At 41.3% G+C, this 17,963-nt stretch carries 15 protein-coding genes; 14 read left to right on the top strand and 1 reads right to left on the bottom strand.

Features of this window, described 5'->3' with window-relative positions; all coding sequences use genetic code 11:
• The first annotated feature begins 105 nt into the window (after positions 1-105).
• From AC1TO5_RS10275 to AC1TO5_RS10215, 13 genes are all read left to right on the top strand, one after another.
• Entirely contained in the window at positions 106-1,521 is a 1,416-nt protein-coding gene (locus tag AC1TO5_RS10275; protein WP_482062718.1) for an FAD-binding oxidoreductase, read from the top strand.
• A complete protein-coding gene (locus AC1TO5_RS10270; protein ID WP_482062717.1) occupies positions 1,514-2,875 on the top strand; it encodes a (Fe-S)-binding protein in 1,362 nt (453 codons plus the stop codon). Before AC1TO5_RS10275 ends, AC1TO5_RS10270 begins: the two co-directional genes overlap by 8 nt.
• A 71-nt stretch (positions 2,876-2,946) precedes the next feature.
• Complete coding sequence (locus tag AC1TO5_RS10265) at positions 2,947-3,810, top strand: MurR/RpiR family transcriptional regulator (protein ID WP_482062716.1); 864 nt, start codon at positions 2,947-2,949, stop codon at positions 3,808-3,810.
• Between the two features lie 301 nt (positions 3,811-4,111).
• The gene (gene murQ, locus AC1TO5_RS10260) at positions 4,112-5,047 is read left to right on the top strand and encodes an N-acetylmuramic acid 6-phosphate etherase (protein WP_482062715.1); all 936 of its coding nucleotides are present in this window, start codon (positions 4,112-4,114) and stop codon (positions 5,045-5,047) included.
• Positions 5,048-5,071: 24 nt separating this feature from the next.
• The gene (locus tag AC1TO5_RS10255) at positions 5,072-6,535 is read left to right on the top strand and encodes an ABC transporter substrate-binding protein (RefSeq protein ID WP_482062714.1); all 1,464 of its coding nucleotides are present in this window, start codon (positions 5,072-5,074) and stop codon (positions 6,533-6,535) included.
• Between the two features lie 109 nt (positions 6,536-6,644).
• The gene (locus AC1TO5_RS10250) at positions 6,645-7,547 is read left to right on the top strand and encodes a carbohydrate ABC transporter permease (RefSeq protein ID WP_482062713.1); all 903 of its coding nucleotides are present in this window, start codon (positions 6,645-6,647) and stop codon (positions 7,545-7,547) included.
• 17 nt (positions 7,548-7,564) lie between these two features.
• Entirely contained in the window at positions 7,565-8,425 is an 861-nt protein-coding gene (locus tag AC1TO5_RS10245; protein ID WP_482062712.1) for a carbohydrate ABC transporter permease, read from the top strand.
• Positions 8,425-9,645, top strand: coding sequence for an anhydro-N-acetylmuramic acid kinase (locus AC1TO5_RS10240; RefSeq protein WP_482062711.1), 1,221 nt, complete (start codon positions 8,425-8,427; stop codon positions 9,643-9,645). The genes AC1TO5_RS10245 and AC1TO5_RS10240 overlap by 1 nt, the downstream gene beginning before the upstream one ends.
• Before the next feature lie 4 nt (positions 9,646-9,649).
• The gene (locus AC1TO5_RS10235; RefSeq protein WP_482062710.1) at positions 9,650-10,627 is read left to right on the top strand and encodes a GNAT family N-acetyltransferase; all 978 of its coding nucleotides are present in this window, start codon (positions 9,650-9,652) and stop codon (positions 10,625-10,627) included.
• Positions 10,620-11,324, top strand: a complete 705-nt coding sequence (locus AC1TO5_RS10230; protein ID WP_482062709.1) for a PIG-L deacetylase family protein — start codon at positions 10,620-10,622, stop codon at positions 11,322-11,324. The genes AC1TO5_RS10235 and AC1TO5_RS10230 overlap by 8 nt, the downstream gene beginning before the upstream one ends.
• Before the next feature lie 131 nt (positions 11,325-11,455).
• The gene (locus tag AC1TO5_RS10225; protein ID WP_482062708.1) at positions 11,456-12,598 is read left to right on the top strand and encodes an exo-beta-N-acetylmuramidase NamZ family protein; all 1,143 of its coding nucleotides are present in this window, start codon (positions 11,456-11,458) and stop codon (positions 12,596-12,598) included.
• Positions 12,599-12,616: 18 nt separating this feature from the next.
• The gene (locus AC1TO5_RS10220) at positions 12,617-14,179 is read left to right on the top strand and encodes a glycoside hydrolase family 3 protein (protein WP_482062707.1); all 1,563 of its coding nucleotides are present in this window, start codon (positions 12,617-12,619) and stop codon (positions 14,177-14,179) included.
• A 29-nt stretch (positions 14,180-14,208) separates the two neighbouring features.
• Entirely contained in the window at positions 14,209-15,117 is a 909-nt protein-coding gene (locus tag AC1TO5_RS10215) for an N-acetylglucosamine kinase (protein ID WP_482062706.1), read from the top strand.
• 451 nt (positions 15,118-15,568) lie between these two features.
• Here the strand turns inward: AC1TO5_RS10215 and AC1TO5_RS10210 are convergent, their stop codons facing one another.
• A complete protein-coding gene (locus AC1TO5_RS10210; RefSeq protein ID WP_482062705.1) occupies positions 15,569-16,789 on the bottom strand; it encodes a GNAT family N-acetyltransferase in 1,221 nt (406 codons plus the stop codon).
• 166 nt (positions 16,790-16,955) lie between these two features.
• On the opposite strand from AC1TO5_RS10210, the gene AC1TO5_RS10205 reads away from it, so the two are divergent.
• Positions 16,956-17,900 (top strand): ROK family protein, encoded by a 945-nt coding sequence (locus AC1TO5_RS10205; protein WP_482062704.1) that lies wholly within the window; start codon positions 16,956-16,958, stop codon positions 17,898-17,900.
• Positions 17,901-17,963 lie beyond the last annotated feature (63 nt).

Below are 17,963 nucleotides of genomic sequence, written 5' to 3'. Positions count from 1 at the left end.
TCCTCCAAAAAAATTGTATTGACTATACTGTACAACGTAATTAAGCTATAATCAACACAAAGTCATCAGATGACCTGTCTACTTTAATGATGGAGGGATTGTTCAATGTTGAATGAAGCTATAGGTAAGCAGTTGCGAGAAATTGTCGGAGACAAGTATTTTAGAACGGATCAAGAGGCGTTAGTCGCTCATTCTTATGATGGTACGCCAATGCTGCAGGGATTGCCTGATGGGGTTATCTATCCAGAAACGACAGAACAAGTATGTGCAATTATGAAAATTGCCAGCAATCATCTTATCCCTATTATAACAAGGGGATCAGGTACTAATCTTTGTGGAGGTACTACACCATCACAAGGTGGAATCGTTATGGTTATGCACAGGATGAACAAAATCATTGAAGTAGATATGGAAAACTTAACGGCAACGGTTCAGCCGGGCATCATTACTGGACAGTTTATTACACATGTTGAAGCGATGGGACTGTTCTATCCACCAGATCCTAGCAGTATGAAAATTTCAACAATTGGCGGCAATATAGCCGAATGCTCAGGTGGACTGCGCGGACTGAAATACGGTACGACGAAGGATTATGTGCTAGGCTTAACCGCAGTATTACCGAATGGCTCTGTTATTCATACAGGTGGAAAGCTGACGAAGGATGTCGCTGGCTATGATTTAACTAAGCTGCTTGTTGGCTCCGAGGGAACGCTTGCTGTTATTACGGAAGCTATTCTCAAGCTCATACCACAGCCGAAAACGAAAAAAACGATGATTGCGATGTATAAAGATATTTATGGTGCGGCTCGTACTGTTTCTAGCATTATTAAGCAGCAAATTATTCCGGCAACATTGGAAATATTGGACAATACGACGATTCGTGTCGTAGATGATTTTGCCAAAATCGGATTGCCGCTGGATATGGCAGCAATACTTATTATAGAACAAGACGGTGAGCCAGAAATGGTCGAGCGTGATATTGAACAAATCTTTAACATCTGTAAGGTAGAGCAGGCGGATCGGATTGAAATTGCTGCAAATCGCGAGGAAGCAGAGAAGCTACTAACGGCACGCCGTAGTGCATTTACTGCACTTGCTCGCTTGCGTCCGACGACCATTCTTGAGGATGCGACTGTGCCACGCTCCAAAATTGCCGATATGGTGCTTCGAACAAATGCTATAGCGCAAAAATATAATGTAAATATTGCGACGTTTGGACATGCTGGAGATGGAAATTTGCATCCTACGGCAACGACAGATGCACGCGATCATGAAGAGGTGCATCGTGTTGAGCAGGCATTTGCCGAAATCTTCGAAGCTGCGATTGAGCTAGGCGGGACAATTACAGGGGAACATGGCGTCGGTGTTGTGAAAGCACCTTATTTGGAATGGAAGGTTGGAGCAGCAGGGATTGAAGTAATGAAAGGGATTAAAGTAGCGTTCGATCCGCTAGGTATATTGAATCCTGGTAAAGTATTTGCCAAGGAAACGAAGAAGAGAGTGGTGGTCCAACATGGCTAGTACACTAGGTAAACCTAATATCGAGCATTCCAATCCGCTAGCTCGCACACTTTTAGAAAAGCTCGATTATGATCAGCTTACCAATTGTATGCGCTGCGGCTTCTGTTTGCCTGCTTGTCCGACGTTTAAGGAAACGGGGATGGAGCCAGCATCACCACGTGGTAGAATTGCGTTAATGAAGGCAGCTGTTGATGGACTAATGGTGCCCGATCAGCAGTTTGAGGATCAGATGAATTTATGCTTAGGCTGTCGTGCTTGTGAACCGGCATGTCCTGCTGATGTTAAATATGGTCAATTAATTGAGCAAACGAAAGAAGCAATAGAGGAGCATGCGACGCATTCCCTACCTGTAAAAATAATGCGTAAAACATTGTTTAGAGCTGTGTTTCCGAAGCGTGGAGCTTTGAAGCTACTCGGGGGCTCGCTTGCACTTTATGAAAAGTCAGGGCTGCAAAAGGTTGTTCGGAAGACCGGGATGATGAAGCTATTTCCAGATCATTTGGCAGAGATGGAAAGCATTTTACCAGCAGCTAGCGCCAAAGGTGTAGTAGAACGATTAGGTACGTTTTATCCGGCCAAAGGTGAAGCGATTGCCAAGGTTGCGATGTTCCGTGGCTGTATTATGGATGTAATGTTTGCCGATACGAATGTTAATACGGTTGAGCTATTGGCTGCGGCTGGCTTTGATGTATATATTCCAGAGAGTCAAGTATGCTGTGGTGCACTTCATGCCCATAGCGGTGAAATGAATGATGCTAAAGAGCTGGCTGCAGTCAATATTGATGTATTTAAGGCGCTTGATGTCGATTATATTGTATCTAATGCAGGGGGTTGCGGTGCATTGTTGGTTGAGTATGATCATCTGATGAAGGAGGATCAGAACTATAAGGAATCTGCAGCATGGTTTGCTACTCGTGTCATTGATGTAAGTACATTAGTCGTTGAAAAGGGAAGGATTCCACAATTTGACCAGAAGCAAGCAGCAGACCGTTCAGATAAAGTAACGGTAACCTATCAAGATTCCTGTCATTTGCGCAATGTGATGAAGGGGGCGAGCGCTCCTCGGACGTTGATGAAGGGAATTGCTAATGCTGAGTATATCGAAATGGTAGATGCAGATAGCTGTTGCGGTTCAGCAGGGGTATATAATGTGGTGCAGCCGGAAATGGCAGGAGCGATATTGGAGCATAAAATGGAGCATGCCAACCAAACATCCGCTAGCTATATGCTAACGAGCAATCCTGGTTGTTTATTGCAAATGAAGCTTGGCATTGAAAAGCATAAGCCCGAGCAACCAATGAAAGCGATGCATATTGTTGACTTTTTACATGAACGAATGATACTCTCAAAATAGTTAGAAAATTTTGTGTGATTTTTCTTTTGAATGACCTCTATGAGGTTAATAATAACTAGAGTAGGTAGATTATGAGTCTAAATGACAACATCCTAATTAAAATTCGCGAAATGCGAGATAGTCTTACGCCAGTAGAACGAATGGTTGGGGACTATATACTGGGAAATACTGAGGAAATTCCTCACCTATCGATTAAAGAGCTTGCTCAAAGCAGTAAAACGAGCGATGCATCTGTGCTCAGATTTTGTAAAACGATGGGGTATAGTGGCTACCGAAATTTTATTGTGAGCATATCTGCTTCTCTAGGTTCTCGCGATGAGGATCCAAAGGCTCAATATACGGATATTCAGCCAGGCGATGATCTGTCGACAATTATTTCAAATATATCTCTCAATAACTGCAAGTCTATTGAAGATACGCTTAGCGTAATTGATCGTAAAGAAATTGCCCGAGCTGTAGATTTATTATGTCATAGTAAGCGCATCGTGTTTTTTGGTGCAGGTGCTTCTGGATTAATATGCAAAGATGGGGAACAGAAATTTACGCGAATTAACAAAATGTGTCATGCTTATACCGATAGTCACAGTCAGCTTACTGCAGCAACGCTACTAGAGAAGGATGATGTTGCCATTTTCATCTCTAATTCGGGTATAACGGTTGAAATTATTGATGCTTTAGAGATCGCGCTCAAAAACAAAGCAAAATGTATTGCTATTACTAAATATAATAAAAGTCCGTTAGCTGAACAAGCAGATATTGTACTCAGCATTTCGACACCCGAAATTACGATACGTAGTGGCGCTATGGGCTCACGTATTGCGATGCTCACTATTATTGATATATTGTTTGCTGGTGTTGCAAGTGCAGAATACGAGCATGTTAAAAAATATTTAACGAAAACGCATAATATATTAACGAAAAAGCTGAGATATTAGATGAATATCTTCGGCACAATGAATAGGGATGCCCCAAAAGTTGGTTATTAACTAACTTTTGGGGTGTTTTTTATTTAGTTTTATGAACCCTATTGTAAGCGCTTTATAAACGATGTATAATAATGCTTATGAAACTTTATTGGAATAAAACATCGAAATATTAAATCTTATTGAAATTTTATTTCAAAAACTATTGACTAGATGTAAGCGCTGTATTAATGTGTATCTATAAGGTATGTGAATAAATCTAACATTCCTCGTAAGAACAATTTCATAATTAACTAACATGAGGAGGATGAATATGAATGATTACTTTGCGGGATTGACGACAGAAGCAGTTAATCCAGAAACATTCATCATTGATGATTGTACGACAGAGCAAATGGTACAGCTAATGAATGTGCAAGATGCTATGGTGCCCGCAGCTGTAGCCAAGGAAATTCCGCATATTGCAAGGGCGGTAGATATTCTACATCATAAATTATCTAATGATGGCAGAATGTTTTACATAGGAGCTGGCACTTCGGGGAGATTAGGTGTACTAGACGCCTCCGAATGTCCTCCGACCTTTGGCACTGACCCTAGCTTAGTTCAGGGGTATATCGCAGGCGGTGATGTTGCATTGCGACAAGCTGTTGAAGGATGTGAAGATGACGCTGAAGAAGGTATCGCTTTAATCGAAAGTATTGGGGTGACGGAAAAGGATGCAGTAATCGGAATTTCGGCAAGTGGTAGTGCGAATTTTGTTATTGCAGCTTTAACGAGGGCAAAGGAGCTTGGAGCGGCAACAATTGGTGTTTGCAACAACAAGGATTCCAAGTTTGAACCGATTGTCGATGTTTGTATCTCACCTGTAGTAGGGGCAGAAGTAATAAGTGGCTCTACTCGATTAAAGGCTGGTACCGCCCAGAAGCTAGTGCTTAATATGCTAACTACGTGTACGATGGTCAAATTAGGTAAAACTTATAATAACCTAATGGTTGACCTGAAGGCGAGCAATATTAAGCTAGTCGATCGTTCTGTTCGCATCATTATGAATGCAACGGATGTAGATTCATCAATCGCCAGAGTTGCACTGGAAAAGGCATCTATGAATTGTAAGCTAGCAATAATGATGATTAAGACGGGGTTAGATGCAGTTAAAGCAGAGAAAGCGCTCAACGAAAATGAAGGACGCTTGAAACAAGCGATGAAATCCCTCAGTAAGAGCGGTGAAAGTGAGAAAGCTATTTTGTAATTAAAAATCGAGGGGGTACTATCTATGAATAAGAAATTTCGCGTAATGACTCTATTTTTGGCAGTAATAATGGTTGTTTCACTATTGGCGGCTTGCGGAAGTAAAGGGAACAACGCACCTGCTCCAACTGATTCTAACAAAGGCAACACGACAGACAATGCTGGAAAAACAGAAGAGCTGGAAAAGGATACAATTGTTGCATTATTACCACCAGCATCAGCTAACTACCAAGCTCGCTTTGGTGATATGGAAAAAGAATTCAATGCATTATATCCACATCTTACATTAAAAATCGAACCATCAAGCTGGGAAGATATGACACAAAAACTTGATACTCAAGTTAATGCTGGTTCTCCACCAGATATCGCATGGGTTGGTTCAGCTGGACTTTCTAAATATGCTGCTCTTGGTATGTTGTTAGATGTTAACAATGCTTTATCTGCAGAGATGAAAGCGGATTATGATGAAATTCCTTTGAAAAGTTTCCAACTTGGTGATGCACAGTACGGCGTGCCTGCATACATGGCTGTTCACTCCATTGGTGGTAACAAGCAGTTTCTAGAGGAAGCTAACATTGATTGGAAATCCGTTCAACAAAATGGTTGGACATTTGATGAATTCCGTGAAGCGATCAAAGCTGGTGTAGTGAAAGATGCTAAAGGCGACACTACTCGTTATGGTTTTGTCTTCGCAACAGCTGGTGTAACTTCTAAAGACTATTTGAGCATTATGGCTAAATCTGCAGGCCTTCCTGAATATTTTGATGAAAACTTGAAGTTCTCTTACACAAGTAAAAATTTCTTAGGTCTTCTAGAAGCGATTCGTACAATGGTTGATGACGGTTCAATGCCAAAAGAGCTAAGCTCTATCGATGCTGGTAAACGTTGGAATATGTTCCTAACTGGTCAAACAATGATTACTGGTAAAGGTCTAGCAAGCTTTGAAAACTCTGCACGTTTGAACAATGAAAAAATTAAAGCTAATGACGGTTCTGCAGTAGCTGAATCTATCGAAGCAGAATATGTTCCACTTCCTGTACCATCATTTAACGGTGCTGACTACATTCCGACTACTATTGTTGATGGTTACATCGCATTACGTGGTAAAAAGGAACCAACGGATGAGCACACTAAAAATATCGCTTTAGCTATGTACTACCTATCTTCTGGTTCTGTAGCTGCAAACTATAGCAATGAATTGTTCTTGACTCCAGTTACTGAAACAGGTAGAAATGGTGAAGTTCTAGAAGTGTACCCTCGTAGCGAAGCTAACGTTACAGCAGACGGAATTATGATGTCTAAAGCAGTTGCTGCACGTACAGACATTCCTACTGATCTTGCTGCTGAAGCAATCAAAATCGAAACTGAGGTTATCATTCCGAAATTACAAGGACTACTAGCAAACGAAATTACACCACAACAAATGTTTGATGCTGTTAAAGCTGCTGCAATCAAATCCTTCGGTGAAGATGGAGTAGTTGTAGACTAATCTATCGTAGCTTAGGATGCTAGTAATAAGAGCTGTACGTCAAAGCATGTACAGCTCTTATTATAAATACGAAGAAGTGTTATTGATCTAAGAAGAGAGGTGCGACCTAATGAATCAAACATTACCGAGAAGAAAGAAATTGAAAGTCGAAAGTGATTCAGGATGGGGATATGCTTTTATCGCAGTAGCACTTATTGCATTTGCTTTGTTTACCGCATATCCAGTCATCAATGCGTTCATTATTAGTTTGCAGGATTACAAACCACTCGGGTCCACTTATGTAGGCTTAGAGAATTTCAAAGAGTCCTTAATAGATGGACTTTTTTGGAAGGCACTTAAAAACACAGGGATTTACACATTATTAACCGTTCCATTAAATATCTTTTTGTCATTTGCAATAGCAGTATTAATTCTTCCATTCAAGAAAAGAACACAAACTATATTTAAAGCGATTTATTATTTGCCGGCAGTAGCATCAGGCGTAGCACTTGCAGTAGTATGGCTTTGGATTTTTGATCCTATGAAATCAGGTATTGCCAATCAAATTGTTATGTTTTTTGGTCTAGAGAATCAGAACTGGCTTGGTTCCAGTGCAACAGCAATGTTATCACTTGTAATAATGTCGTGGTTATCTAGTCACGGTACAGCCATTATTATTTACCTAGCTGCACTACTTGGTATAGACAACAGTTATTATGAAGCAGCTGAGATTGACGGTGCAAACTTCTTGCAAAAGCTATGGTTTATCGTCATTCCTTTCCTTAAGCCAACAACGCTCTTCTTACTAGTTACAGGTATGATTGGATCTTTCCAAGTGTTCCAAAACGCTTATCTAATGACAGGCGGTGGACCAGACCATGCAACGACAATGGTAGGATTGTTAATATTTAACAACGCGTTCACATATTTCGAATTTGGTGAGGCAGCAGCACAATCTCTAATGCTTGCAGCAATTATTGGAATTATTTCATTCATTCAATTTAAGTACTTAGGCAAAGACATCGAATACTAGGAAAAGGGGTGAAATAGATGGCTTTATTCAACAGCAACTTTAGAAGCAAATGGCAGTTATTTTTACGTAATGGTCTTATTATTACGTTTCTAGGCCTGTTTGCGCTTGCAACCATTTTCCCTATTTATTTTATGGTTATTTCATCCTTTGGTGATCCAATAGAAGCTGGTGCGATGAGTTACTCCATTTTCCCGGGCAAAATATCGTTTGAATCGTATAAATTCTTTTTTAATTTTAATGATCATACCTATGATTGGTTGTTAAATTCACTAATTGTAGCAGCTTGTATAACTATTTCGAACGTTTTGTTCGCTACATTGGCTGGTTATGCCTTTGCAAAAATGAAATTTAAAGGTAGAAACGTTCTATTCGCAATTTTACTAGGATCTATGATGATTCCTGGACAAGTAACGCAAGTACCACTATATATTTTGATCGTTAATGTTTTCGAATTACAAAATACGTATGAAGCATTAATTATGCCGAGTATCGTAACGGTATACAATATTTTCTTAGTTAAACAGTTTATGTCCTCTATTCCTAAGGAAGTTATCGAGGCAGCTAAAATCGAAGGATGTTCTCAACCAAAGATTTTCTACTACATCATCCTTCCACTATCCAAAACAGTTATGGCTGTTTTGGCAATCCTTACGTTTATGGCAGCTTGGAATGATTTCTTCTGGCCATTCCTAGTAACTCAAACGATGGATATGCAAACGATTCAGGTCGGCTTGAAAAATTTCCGCTTTGCGAATACAACATACTTCGCGCCAATGATGGCAGGTGCAACGATTTCAGCAGTTCCAATGTTTATTCTATTCTTCAGCTTGCAAAAATACTTCCTTGAAGGGGTAACAGTTGGAGCGGTGAAAGGCTAATGGACAATCAATCAAAAGCAGATGTGAAATACGTAGTTGGCCTAATGTCTGGTACATCGGTAGACGGTATTGATGCAGCGGTAATCGAAGTGGCTCCAGCCGATGAGGGAGACCGAGCAATAGCCGTTCGTTTACTAGCCTTTGAAAACACCCCATTTCCTGAAAGCGTTAGAAATCAAATATTTGAGCTGTTTCATCAAGCAAACGCTACCATTGATAAAGTAGGTGCGATGGATATGTGGCTTGGAGAATTATATGCTGATGCCGCATTATCTGTTATTAAGCAAAGTGGGCTTCAGCCTTCGCAAATTGCTGCAATAGGCTCCCATGGTCAAACGATATATCACGCACCAGAGGCGCATTGGGTGGATGGATACAACTTGCACTGCACTGTACAAATTGGTGATGGTGCTGTTATTGCAAATCGTACAGCCATCGCTACCGTAACCGACTTCCGCGTTGCAGATATGGCAATGGGAGGACAGGGGGCTCCATTAGTACCTTTTACGGAGTATTTATTGTATACGAATGAAGCGCAAACATTGCTTTTACAAAATATTGGTGGGATCGGCAATATAACGGTTTTACCAGCAAATGCATTACCCAGTGATGTGTTTGCCTTTGATACAGGTCCAGGCAATATGATTATTGATGGGATTATATCAGAGTTATTCGAACCGATGACAATGGATGTAGGTGGGGAAATTGCTGCTCAAGGTACGGTTATTGATGAGCTGCTGTGCTGGCTCAAAGAGGATGAGTATTATACGCAGGTGCTACCGAAATCAACAGGTAGAGAACGATTCGGCAAGCAATATGTTGCGAAAATATTAGCAATGATGAAGGCTAATGACTGGAAATCGGCTGATGTTATTGCGACAGCTACATACTTGACGGCATGGAGTATCGCTGATAGCTATGAGCGCTATATTGCTCCGAAGCATCGTGCTCAGCAACTACTTATTGGCGGCGGTGGTAGCTATAATAGCACGTTACTACGTAATTTAAAACAATTGTTTGCACCGTATCAGGTGGAAGTACTAACGCAGGAAGATATCGGTGGAAACAGTGATGCTAAGGAAGCGATTGCCTTTGCTTTACTTGCTTATTACACGATGGAAGGGTTAGCGAATAATATTCCACAAGTAACGGGGGCATCAGCACCTGTTGTTATGGGGAAGATTTCTTTGCCGCATCATCGCCCAACGACAGGAGGCTAGCAACATGCAAATAAGACCTTTTATTGAAGAAGATAGCTCTGCGGTAGTAGAGCTTTGGAATAAAGAAGCAACGAAATATAACTATAAGCGATTTACCGAGCTTACGTTTCGTGAAGTCTTTATCGATCATAACTATTACGATGAAGACTGTATGTGGGTAGGTTGTTATGGTGAGAATATAGTCGGCTTTGCAGCAGGATGTAGTGGAGATGACCTTCCACTTGGTGATGTTGCCGGCTATATTACTATGGTTATCGTTGATAGTGATATAGCTGAAGCGAAGCATTATGAAGCTTTACTAGAATGCTTAGAGGAAAGATTTATCGCGCTGGGGAAGAAACAAAGTGAGGTTTTATTTTTCAATCCAGTGAAGCTCAAATGGAATATTCCTAGTAACCCAAGTCACGAGCATAACAATGCACCTGGTATAAGTAAGGATAATCCGTTATATGATCGCTTACTAGCACGAGGTTATGTCGATCGAGCAACGCAATGTGGGATGTATTTACCACTCGGTAACTTCACTATTCCTGAGGATATTGTAGAAAAAGAAAAAAAGGCAATAGGGTTAGGGTATCATATTACATTATTTAACCCTTCTGTTCATACTAACTTGGAGCTTTTATTGAGTGAATTGCAAAACCCTCAATGGGAAAAAGACGTTATATATTATGCGAAGCAGGATGTCCCGATCGTAATAGCTGTTCAAGGAACCGAATGCGTTGGATTCGCAGGGCCTATTATCCGTGAGGATAATGGTCGAGCATTTTTCAGTGGGATTGGCATTCATCCAGAGCATGAGGGATGTGGTCTAGGTAGTATACTTTTTTTCCATATGGTTAAAGCTTTTCAGCATGCAGACTGTCATTATATTTCATTGTTTACGGGAAGCAATAATCCCGCCATTCGAATTTATCAAAAAGCAGGTTTTACTGTAGAAAAGGAATTTTCTATACTGCGGAAGGAGCTTAAACATGAGTGAGAAACTAACGATTTTAGCAATTGGAGCACATGTCGGTGATGTCGAGCTTGCGTCAGGCGGCGTACTTGCTAGTCATAGCTTAAAAGGAGATCATATCGTAACGTTAGCTTTAACTGCTGGTGAACGTGGTGTTCCAGCTGGACAGGATATGAAGGAATATCGCGGGCAAAAGTTTCAGGAAGCTGAGCAATTTGCGACCATGCTTGGCGGGGAAGCGGTAGTATTTGATTATTGCGATGGCGAGGTTCCTGATACTCAGCAAATTCGTATGGAGGTTTGTGATGTTATACGTCGCGTAAAGCCGAACATTATTATTACACATTGGAAAAATAGTATGCACAAGGATCATGCACTTACACATCATATCGTCAATGATGCACGATTTTTCGCAAGCTTGCCGACTTTTGAACGAGAGTATGCTGCACATTTCGCAGCAAGATTGTATTACTCCGAAAACTGGGAGGATGCTGTAGAGTACGTCCCTTACGTTTATGTGGATTTTGATCAAGCGGCATATGATCTATGGATTGATGCGCTTAGCAAGCACTGGTTCGTAACGAATAGCAAATCATTTAAGTATATGGATTACTATAAAGCATTAGCGGTTGTACGTGGCTGTGAAGCGAGAAAAACGTATGCCGAAGCGTTTATGGTAGCTCCAGAAACGATGAAGGTTAGACAGACTAGTCTTTGGTAGCTGTTCGCACAATGATATCTATTAGAGGGAGTGTTTCTTGTATTCATATAAGAGATATTCCCTCATTTTATACCTTTTCATAACGAGAAGCCTAATTGGAAGCTATGAAAAGTTTAAGGAGGCAGCGAATTATGGTGTTAAATGGAATAGATTCTATTTTGAATTATCGTCATTTATTTGAAGGTAAGCGTGTAGGGCTAATTACTGCACCAACAGGGCTTACAAGGGATTTTGAATCGACGATTACGATTTTACATGAAAACTTTCAGCTTGCTGCTATGTTTTCTCCAGAGCATGGTGTAAGAGGTGATCTCGATGCAGGTGCTTTAGTTGATACGTATATTGATCCCTTTACAGGGGTTCCTGTTTATAGCTTATATCGTAAAGACTCTAAGCGCTTAACAGCTGAAATGCTAGAGGAAGTAGACATTATCGTCTATGATATTCAAGATGTTGGCGTGCGCTATTATACATTTATTTATACGATGCTGTATGCGCTAGAGGATTGTGCGAAGGCAGGTATACCATTTGTTGTACTCGATCGTGTTAATCCGTTGAATGGTACAACCGTTGAAGGCAATATTTTGCAGCCTGGCTTCAAATCGTTTGTCGGTAATTATGAGCTAGCTGTTCGCTATGGTTTAACTGCAGGTGAAGTAGCGACGCTGGCTAATGATCAAATGAACTGGAACGCTACGTTGCATGTTGTTCGTCTGGAAGGCTGGGAACGTAGCATGTCCTTCCCACAAACAGGCTTAACATGGGTTCATCCTTCCTTAGGGATGCCTCGCTACGAAACGGCGTTATTATATGTAGGAACTTGTTTATTTGAAGGTACGAATTGCTCGGAGGGCCGTGGTACGACATTTCCATTTGAGATGATCGGTGCTCCATATATTAGAGATCAGCAATTAGCAGATGAGTTGAACGCAAAAGGTCTCGCAGGGGTTCGCTTCCGCCCTGTACATTTTAAGCCTAGTGCATCCAAGCATTCAGGCGAGCTATGCGGTGGTGTACAAATTTACATTACAGATATCGAGGCGATTAAGCCACTTGATGTTGGCGTTACGATGCTATTTACGATTAGAGATTTATATGAGCAGTTTTCATTTTTACCGCCTGTAAAGGAAGGCTCGCGTCCATTTATAGATTTACTCGGTGGGGATAACATCTATCGTAGGGAGCATGTTCAAGTGCAGGAGCTGCTTGAGCAATTTGCCGAAGAAAGCAAACAATTCGCGCAAATGAAGCAGCAATACCATTTATACAAATAGAGGATGGAGTGAGAACTGATGAAAACAATCGAGCAGATGACTTTACGTGAAAAAATCGGACAAATGATTGTTACGGGCTTTCCATCGACAGAAATGTCACAAGAGATGCAGGAAGTAATTGAGCACTATAAAGTAGGGAATGTCATTCTATTTTCACATAATATTGAAAATAAATTTCAGCTAGGTGAACTTGTAGCACAATTACAGCAATCATTCACGAAACATACTGATATTCCTGGCTTTATTACGATTGACCAAGAAGGCGGACGAGTGACACGGATGCCGAAGGATGCGACCAATGTTGCTGGTGCGATGGCGATTGCTTCATCTGGGAGACCGGAAAATGCATATGCTGCAGGTCAGATAACGGCTCGTGAGCTGAAGGCATTAGGCATTAACTTTAACCTTGCACCTGTTATGGATATTAATAATAATCCGCTCAATCCTGTCATTAATGTTCGTTCCTATGGTGATAGTGTAGAAACTGTACAGCAATATGGAATTGCGATGATGAAAGGGCTGCTTGACGGCGGCGTAATGTCATCCTTAAAGCATTTCCCAGGACATGGCGATACGAATGTAGATTCCCATATCGGACTCCCTACCATTGATAAGTCACTTGAAGAGCTGGAGCTGTTGGAGCTACGTCCATTTGTAGCGGCGATTGAGCAAGGCGCACAAGCGATTATGAGTGCTCATATTTTGTTCCCGCAAATTGAAAAGTCTGGATTACCTGGCACGATGTCGTATACGATTATTACTGAGTTATTGAAGGAAAAGCTGGGCTTTAAAGGGCTAGTTGTATCTGATTGCTTAGAGATGGATGCGATTAAACGGTACTATGGTACAGCACAAGGAGCGTTAGGTGCAATTAAAGCAGGGATTGATCTAATCTTTATTAGCCATTCTGCTTCAATTGTGAAGGATGCTGTTCATCTCATTGAAGCCGCTATAGCAGCAGATGAGCTGGAAGAAGCAGTTATTGATGCAGCTGTTAGTAAAATATTAGCTTATAAAGCTCAGTATTGCGAGGTCGAGGCTCTAAAATTTACTATTGTAGGCTGTGATGTACATCGCCGCGCCAATGAATTGATGCGCACGGAAACGATTAGTGTTGTTAAAGGTGAAATCGAGCAGGTTCGAGCTGGAGATGAGCAAGTATTGATGATTGGTACTTATTCGTATCGCAGTGATATGGCGTCGAGTAGTGTCAATAAGGATGATAGCTTCGCCCAGCATTTGGGAGAGCATTTTGATGTCGCCTATGAAATTATTGATATTGATCCGAGTGTTGAGCAAATTGCGGCCGTACTAAGTAAAGCCGAGCGCTATAACCATATTGTTATCGGGCTATTTAACGGCCGTGAAAATAAAGGGCAGCTGGAGCTCGTGAAGCGAATGATCGCATCAGGCAGTAAAGTAACAGCTATTACACTCGGCAGACCATATGATTTATCGTTAATTGATGGTTCATTTACTGGAATTGCAGCATTCGAATATTCGGTTAATGCCTTCCGTTCAATTATTCCTATATTAAGTGGTGAACATCAGCCAACTGCACAAATAACGATTCAGCTGTAGAGCAATTGGATAATAAGGAGAAATGAAATATGGCATATGTCGTTGGGATTGATGGAGGCGGTACGAAAACAGCTGTGACGATCGCGGATGAAGCCGGTGACATTGCATTAGCATTTACTGTGGGAGCGATTAATATTAATGGTGGTGATCGAGCAGCTATTACAGCATCGTTCGTAGCGATGTTCGAGCAAATAAAAGGTTGCTGTAGCTCGCTCGAAAATATTGCACATATTTGTATTGGCGCTGCTGGTGTCAGTAATCCAATCGTTACAAGCTTTCTTGAGCATAATGTACGTGATAATGGATATGCTGGTCAGATAACGATAACTGGTGATCAAGAAACGGCATTATATGGTGCGCAAAATGCGATGCAAGGAATTATTGTTATTGCAGGCACAGGTTCTATTTGCTTTGGTGTAAATGAGCAGGGGGAAAGGCATCGGACAGGTGGCTTTGGTCATCTCATTGATGATGAAGGCAGTGGTTATAGCATTGGGCGTGATCTACTATCTACATTAGTACAGGCTGAGGATGGGAGAATAGCTGGAACGATCATTCCAGCTCTTGTCTATGAGCAGCTAGGGATGCGAACGGTGCAGGAAATTATCGGCTTTGTCTATGATAAGCAAACGACGAAAAAGGATATTGCGAAGCTAGCACCGCTTATGACGCTTGCATGTGAACAGAGAGATCAGTATGCGCTTGAACTTGCCGAGCGCTGTGCCAATTCCTTATATGAGCTGATCGTTCCTGTTATTGAACGATTGAAGCTAACCGATAGTCCAATCGCGATTGCGGGTAGTGTACTGCACAAGTCTTCTTTTGTACGTGAGGCATTAGCGCGAAAGCTGGCTCAAAGCTATCCGTCAGTGAAGCTAATGATGCCGATTAAGGATGCGGCGTATGGTGCAGTATTAATGGCAATGGGCAAGAGGTAGTTCAAAAAGCGGGCTTTGATAACGATGATTGGTTTCGTAGTGTATTCGACGTCGCATCTGAAACGAACTTGGAAAGTACGGTTCGCATGTACCAACCACGTACATTTGCGCTTCCGCCTTTCTCAAGTAACGCTTCACCTGCTCGGTTCTGAAAGCCCGCATTTTGAACCTTCATTGAAAGTTTCGGGCATGTCCGCTCGTGTACTTGCACCGTACACATTGCTGGGTATGATCACGATGAATATGCTACTGTAGCATATTCGACGTCGCATCTGAAGCGAACTTGGAAAGTATAGCGTAAGCTTCCGATGTATGTTTCTTGCAGAAACATTGTAGGTTCGCGTATACGCAATCATGTACACTTGCGTACACGCCTTTCTCAAGTAACGCATCAATAAGCAGGGGGTGTTCCTATACGGGAACACCCCCTGCTTATTATATTGCTCAACGATTAGAAACGATCGGATATATAGAAGGTCGCATTTTGCTTAGGGAATAATGCTTGTAAAATACGAGAAGCTTCATCTCCAACAATAACTTCCTCATTTCCATCATTAGCTGCCTCATAACCCCAAATAATATAAGATATTAATTGAATCTCATCGACGACAAACGGTATATACGTAGCGTCCTGCGCGCTTACTTGAGAAATGGTTAGCTTTTGCTGCTCATAATCCAAATAAATATGCTCATCGGCGCTATATAGATCAAGATGAAGCGATTGCGTCACAGTATGCTCATTACGCTGAAGTCTAGCTTCTAATTCAGGCTGTAGCTTATTGAATGTAGAAGCGAAGCTGATTTTTTTCCACATAGCGATGTCGATCATATGCTCCGTTGCCGCCTGCTCCTTGAAATAAGCAGTAATGCGATGATCTTCAGCAAGCATCGAGAAAATTTGCTGTGCCTGAGGGCTTCGCTGGCATAATGCTAGTAATAAATCTACAACATCTTCTTCAGCTTCTGGTAGATAAGCAAATTCATGAATGAAAAGGCTATCTTTATTTGCCTTTTCCAGAATGCCATATGCAACAATGTGGTTGTCTTTACGAATCAGTAAGCAATCATTATTTTTCCAAAGCGGCCATTTAATTAGATCATCCCAATACGCTTCATCACGAATAACGGTATAGGTGCGCTCATTATTAAATTGCTCGTAGATAGCACGCAAATCGTCTAAGTAAGCAGGATCAAATGGAATGATGTCTAAGCTAGCATTGCTCGGAGCTATTGCTGGACGTGTGATAGAATACGCTTTTTCGGGAATTAGCTTCCAGCCAACCTTTTCATAAAAGGTATGAATGCTTGCGAGCAACAGGGTAAGATCATAATCTTCATTTTTCATCCAATCCGTTTGAGCATTGAGTATTAAGTGGGCTAGTCCCATGCCGCGAAAGTTAGGGTTTGTGCCAACGCTACCCATCGCTCCAATCTTTAGACTAGCGTTTCCGACACGAATATGAAGCGGGAAAATTTGTACACTTGAGGCAACCGTACCATTAACGGTGGCAAACCAAGTCGTAGCGGCATCGTATGACGAATCGAAATCCATTCTTTCTTGAAAAAAAGCACGACCTACCGAAAAAACATCACCTAGTATATCGTAAATAGACTCAAGCTGCTCCCGCGTAGGGCTTTGCGAAACAATAATTTCTTGCTTTGATGTCGTCATCTGTTATGTCCTCCTATAAAAATGAATGTAGATAAAGTATGCTATCTTGGAGTCATTATAATATAAAGGATGTCATATTGTAATATAAACCTTGAAAATAATTACCTTAATTACTATAATTATTATGAAAACAATTTTCTGATCGTAAAGGGGAGTGTAATAGTTGATGGCATCAATTGAAAGTCATAACCATTATGTGATCGGAATTGATATTGGCGGGACGAAGACTCTAGTAGCTCTTGTAAATAGAGCTGGAAGCATTTTGAATCAGATAGAATTCAGAACGTTGCCTGAAAACGGTGCAGATGATACGATTGAAAAAATTCATGAGGCGGTTCGTTCATTGATTGGTGATATTCCTCAGGATGGTCAGTTAAAAGGGATTGGCATTGTCTCGGCTGGTGTAATTGACTCAGAGCGCAAGACCATTGTCTATGCTGCAAATCTTGGATGGAGTAATAAGGACGTAGGCTCTGAGCTTGAGAAAAGCTTTAATGTACCTGTTATACTAGGTAATGATGCTAATTTGGCGGCTGTTGCAGAATATGTGTGGGGTACGAACAAGAGCGTTAAAGATTTAATATATATTACGGTTAGTACAGGAATCGGAGCTGGCATTGTTAGTGACGGTCGGCTAGTGCAAGGAGTTACTGATAGCGCAGGCGAGTTTGGTCATATTATGATTGATCTTAACGGTGCTAAATGTGGCTGTGGTAATGTTGGTTGTCTTGAAAATTATTGCTCTGGTACAGCGATTGCTCGTATTGCTAACGAGCGATTGCCAGCGAAGGACAGCGCTTGGACGAGTAAAGATGTACTAGATGCTGCGAATGCAGGTAATAATGACGCACTCGACATCGTGAAAACTGCGGGCTTCTACTTAGGCAATGGAATTGTGACGTTGATTCATCTATTTAATGTTTCGCAAATTATATTAGGTGGCGGCGTAATGAGCAGCGACAATATTATTTATGAGGAAGCAAAGAAGATTATTGCCGAGCGTTGTCTGCCGGAAATGTATAAGCAGGTAGAAGTACGACGTACTGAGCTTGGTAAAGAAATAGGTGTGCTTGGAGCAGCTGGATTATTTTACATGGATTCAACAAGTTAATTGAGCATTATGCTTACGGAGCAACTTTTTGTTGGTATAGAAGTAACAAAGAAAGAAGACAAA

It is taken from the genome of Paenibacillus sp. Y930, assembly GCF_056786375.1.
This window is presented reverse-complemented; position numbering and strand designations above follow the sequence as displayed.

Excerpts from the sequence above, each read along its gene's own strand:
- AC1TO5_RS10275 (WP_482062718.1), top strand. The coding sequence starts at position 106 with ATGTTGAATGAAGCTATAGGTAAGCAGTTGCGAGAAATTGTCGGAGAC.
- AC1TO5_RS10235 (WP_482062710.1), top strand. The coding sequence starts at position 9,650 with ATGCAAATAAGACCTTTTATTGAAGAAGATAGCTCTGCGGTAGTAGAG.
- AC1TO5_RS10230 (WP_482062709.1), top strand. The coding sequence starts at position 10,620 with ATGAGTGAGAAACTAACGATTTTAGCAATTGGAGCACATGTCGGTGAT.
- AC1TO5_RS10245 (WP_482062712.1), top strand. The coding sequence starts at position 7,565 with ATGGCTTTATTCAACAGCAACTTTAGAAGCAAATGGCAGTTATTTTTA.
- AC1TO5_RS10220 (WP_482062707.1), top strand. The coding sequence starts at position 12,617 with ATGAAAACAATCGAGCAGATGACTTTACGTGAAAAAATCGGACAAATG.
- AC1TO5_RS10265 (WP_482062716.1), top strand. The coding sequence starts at position 2,947 with ATGAGTCTAAATGACAACATCCTAATTAAAATTCGCGAAATGCGAGAT.
- AC1TO5_RS10210 (WP_482062705.1), bottom strand. The coding sequence starts at position 16,789 with ATGACGACATCAAAGCAAGAAATTATTGTTTCGCAAAGCCCTACGCGG.
- AC1TO5_RS10205 (WP_482062704.1), top strand. The coding sequence starts at position 16,956 with ATGGCATCAATTGAAAGTCATAACCATTATGTGATCGGAATTGATATT.
- AC1TO5_RS10215 (WP_482062706.1), top strand. The coding sequence starts at position 14,209 with ATGGCATATGTCGTTGGGATTGATGGAGGCGGTACGAAAACAGCTGTG.
- AC1TO5_RS10250 (WP_482062713.1), top strand. The coding sequence starts at position 6,645 with ATGAATCAAACATTACCGAGAAGAAAGAAATTGAAAGTCGAAAGTGAT.
- AC1TO5_RS10240 (WP_482062711.1), top strand. The coding sequence starts at position 8,425 with ATGGACAATCAATCAAAAGCAGATGTGAAATACGTAGTTGGCCTAATG.
- murQ (WP_482062715.1), top strand. The coding sequence starts at position 4,112 with ATGAATGATTACTTTGCGGGATTGACGACAGAAGCAGTTAATCCAGAA.
- AC1TO5_RS10255 (WP_482062714.1), top strand. The coding sequence starts at position 5,072 with ATGAATAAGAAATTTCGCGTAATGACTCTATTTTTGGCAGTAATAATG.
- AC1TO5_RS10225 (WP_482062708.1), top strand. The coding sequence starts at position 11,456 with ATGGTGTTAAATGGAATAGATTCTATTTTGAATTATCGTCATTTATTT.
- AC1TO5_RS10270 (WP_482062717.1), top strand. The coding sequence starts at position 1,514 with ATGGCTAGTACACTAGGTAAACCTAATATCGAGCATTCCAATCCGCTA.